1 protein-coding gene is annotated in these 228 nt (G+C 46.1%); it reads left to right on the top strand.

Going from position 1 to position 228, the window contains the following annotated elements:
* Nucleotides 1-228 (top strand): Ig-like domain-containing protein (locus AC1M9P_RS14685; RefSeq protein WP_481588101.1); only part of this gene is annotated, 228 nt, incomplete at both ends.

Raw genomic sequence — 228 nt, 5'->3', positions numbered from 1 at the left:
CAGATAAAGCAGGTAACACAGGTGAATCTCAGCCAGAGAGCTTCGAGGTTGACACAGTAGCGCCTGAATTAACCATCGATGAGCTTAAGCCGACAAACGATACTACACCAACAATCTCAGGTAAGACTGAGCCAGGTGCAACAGTAAAAGTTGAAATCTTAGACAAAGATGGCAACCCTGTAGCAACAGGTGATGCGACTGTAGATCCAGAAGGTAACTGGACGTTCA

The organism is Acinetobacter sp. 25-47-122 (assembly GCF_056779695.1).
Note: the sequence above shows the minus strand (reverse complement) of the source record. Positions and strands in the feature narration are given on the sequence as shown.